3 protein-coding genes are annotated in these 2,997 nt (G+C 74.0%); 2 read left to right on the top strand and 1 reads right to left on the bottom strand.

Features of this window, described 5'->3' with window-relative positions; all coding sequences use genetic code 11:
* Both AC0CYZ_RS06885 and AC0CYZ_RS06890 read left to right on the top strand, forming a co-directional pair.
* Window positions 1–1,650, top strand: a 1,650-nt coding sequence (locus AC0CYZ_RS06885; protein WP_472213634.1) for an MFS transporter, incomplete at its 5' end; no start/stop codon positions are given.
* 35 nt (window positions 1,651–1,685) lie between these two features.
* Window positions 1,686–2,348, top strand: coding sequence for a TetR/AcrR family transcriptional regulator (locus tag AC0CYZ_RS06890; RefSeq protein WP_472213636.1), 663 nt, complete (start codon window positions 1,686–1,688; stop codon window positions 2,346–2,348).
* Between the two features lie 104 nt (window positions 2,349–2,452).
* Here the strand turns inward: AC0CYZ_RS06890 and AC0CYZ_RS06895 are convergent.
* The coding region (locus AC0CYZ_RS06895) for a helix-turn-helix transcriptional regulator (protein WP_472213638.1) at window positions 2,453–2,997 on the bottom strand (545 nt) is incomplete at its 5' end.

The following is a 2,997-nucleotide window of genomic DNA, read 5'->3' on the forward strand; positions in this document are numbered from 1 at the left end:
GTCCAGCTCGCCATCACGGTCTTCATCGTGGGCTCCATGCTGGCCGGGCTCTCGACCTCGACGCCGGAGCTCATCGGCTTCCGGGTGCTGCAGGGCCTGGGCATGGGCGGGCTGACCGCGCTGGCGCAGGTCGTGATGGCCGCGATCATCCCGCCGCGCGAGCGGGGTCGGTATTCCGGGTACCTCGGCGCGATCATGGCGGTCGCGACGGTCGGCGGGCCGCTGATCGGCGGAGTCATCGTCGACTCCATCGGCTGGCGCTGGTGCTTCTACGTCACCGTCCCGATCGCCGTCGTCGCGCTCGGCCTGCTGCAGAAGACGCTCACGGTGCCGACCCTGAAGCGCGAGGTGCACATCGACTACCTCGGCGCGGTGCTCATCGCGGCCGGCGTCTCCGCGCTGCTGATCTGGACCTCGCTGGGCGGCAAGAACTTCGCCTGGGTCTCCTGGGCGTCCCTCGCCTGGCTCGCCGGCGGGATCGTCGCCCTCGTCGCGGCGGTCGTCGTCGAGTCGACGGCCCGCGAGCCGATCGTCCCGCTGCAGCTCTTCCGGAGCCGCACCGTCGCCCTCGCCACCGTCGCCTCGCTCTTCGTCGGCGTCGCGATGTTCGGCTCGTCGGTCTTCCTCAGCCAGTTCTTCCAGCTCGCCCGCGGGGCCAGCGCCACCGCCGCCGGCCTCATGACACTGCCGCTGATCGTCGGACTGTTCCTGGCCTCCACGGTCGTCGGGCAACTGATCTCCCGGTACGGGCGGTGGAAGCCGTACCTGGTGGGCGGCGCGGTGCTGCTCGTCGTCGGGCTGCTGTTCGAGGGCCTGGTCATGAGCGCCGACACCCCGTACTGGGAGCTCGCGGTGGCGATGGCGATGGTCGGCGTGGGCATCGGCGCCACGCAGCAGAACCTCGTGCTCGTCGTGCAGAACCAGGTCGCCCTGCGCGACATGGGCGCGGCCAGTTCCACCGTCTCGTTCTTCCGCTCCCTCGGCGGCGCGGCCGGCGTCGCGGCCCTCGGCGCCCTGCTCAGCAGCCACGTCTCGACGGCCATCAGCTCCGGGCTCGGCGCGATCGGTATCCCGGCCTCGGCGACGTCGTCCTCGAGTGGGGCGATCCCGAACCTCGCGACGTTCCCCGCGGCGGTGCGCGCGGTCGTCGAGCATGCCTACGGCGACTCGGTGGCCCAGGTCTTCCTGGTCGCCGTCCCGATGGCGCTGATCGCCCTGGTCGCGATCCTCTTCCTGGAGGAGGTCCCGCTGCGGGACACGGTCGACGTCACCGACACGGCCGCCGCGCCCGCGGCGCCCGCCGCGGTCGTCGACGAGGCCCCGGTCGTCGAGGGCGTGGTCCGCGACGGCGGACGCCCGGCCCCGGGCGCGGTGCTCACGGTCATCGACCACGGTGGCCACCAGCTCGCCCGGACGGTCGCCGCCGACGACGGCCGCTACCGGGTCGCCGTGGACCCCCGCGACGTGCCGCACCTGCTCGTCGTGCAGTGGCAGGGGACCCCGCACGTCGAACTGCTCGGCGGCACCGTCGGCGCCGGGCGACGCGACGTCGTCCTGTCCGTGGGGGGGTCGGCCGGCCGGCACCGGGCGATCACCGACCTCACCCTGCTCGACGCCACCACCGAGGCGATCCCCGCGGTGACGCGGTGAACGGCGCCCTCACCGCCCCGCGCGAGACTGGCCCGGTGACGGTGGGTCGGCGGGAGCGCAAGAAGCAGGCCACGCGGGCCGCGCTGAGCGAGGCCGCCCTGCGGCTGGCGCTCGAGCACGGGATCGAGAACGTCACCGTCGAGCAGATCGCCGACGAGGCCGACGTCTCCCTGCGGACCTTCTTCAACTACTTCTCGAGCAAGGAGGAGGCGGTCGTCGCGGGGGACGCCGCACGGGGCGAGGCCCTGGTCGAGCGGTTCCGCGCCCGACCCGCGGCGGAGAGCGTCCTCACGGCGCTGCGGGCAGCGGTGCTGGCCTTCGTCGACGACGTCGTGCACGGGGAACGGCTGGAGGAGCTGCGGATGATGCGCCGCAGTCCCTCGCTGATCCAGCACCAGCTCGCCGCGTACGCAGCGGGGGAACGGGCGCTGGCGATCGCGGTCGCCGAGCGCATCGGGGAACCGGCTCCGGACGGCTCCGCGGAGGAGGACCGCGCCGTGGGGGTCTACCCGTCGCTGGTGGCCGCCACGACGATGGCGGGCCTCCGGGTGGCGATGCAGCGCTGGACCGACGGCCCGGGGGGCGGATCCCGCGACCTGGCGACGCTGCACGAGACCGTCGACGAGGTGTTCGCGCGGCTCTCGTCCGGGCTCGACGACCCGGGGGCCGTCGCGACCGATCGGCGAGTAGGCGGTTGATCATGGCGAGGGCACCGCTCCGACCGGTGCCCTCGCCATGATCAACTGCCTAGCCGATCGGTACCCGAAGGCCGTCCGACTCCGGCGTCGAGAGGCGGAGGCGCTCAGCTCGCGAGCGCGGACCGCAGATCCGCGAACAGGTCGGTCCGCGTCTCGGAGCCGAGGCGCTGGCGCATCCGGCCGACGTGGTGCTCGACGGTCTTCGCGGTGATGAAGAGCCGGTCGCCGATCTCGCGGTAGGTCATGCCGTCGAGGAGCAGCTCGGCGACCTCGCGCTCGCGGTCGGACAGGACGCCGGGTCGCGACGCCGGGCGCGGGGCGGCGGGGGACACCGCGGTCCGGTCCGCCTCGGGGTGCTCGGCCGCCACCGGCCGGGGTGACGGAGCCGGTGACGACGGCGCCGCGGGCTCCTCGGTCGTCGACGGACCCGCGAGCAGGCCGCGGGCGAGGCCGAGCATGGCGGCGAGGATGCGCTTGTCGGTCGTGCGGACCGCGGCCTCCTTGGCCAGCCGGGCCCCGTCGTAGGCCATCCCGGCGCCGGCCAGGGCGGTCGTCGTGACGGTGACCTCGTCGAGGTCGACCTCACCGGCAAGGACGTGCAGCCACACCTGCGCGGCGCGGGCGAGGACGGTGGCGAGCGAGCCGGCGT

The organism is Actinomycetospora sp. (assembly GCF_055612215.1).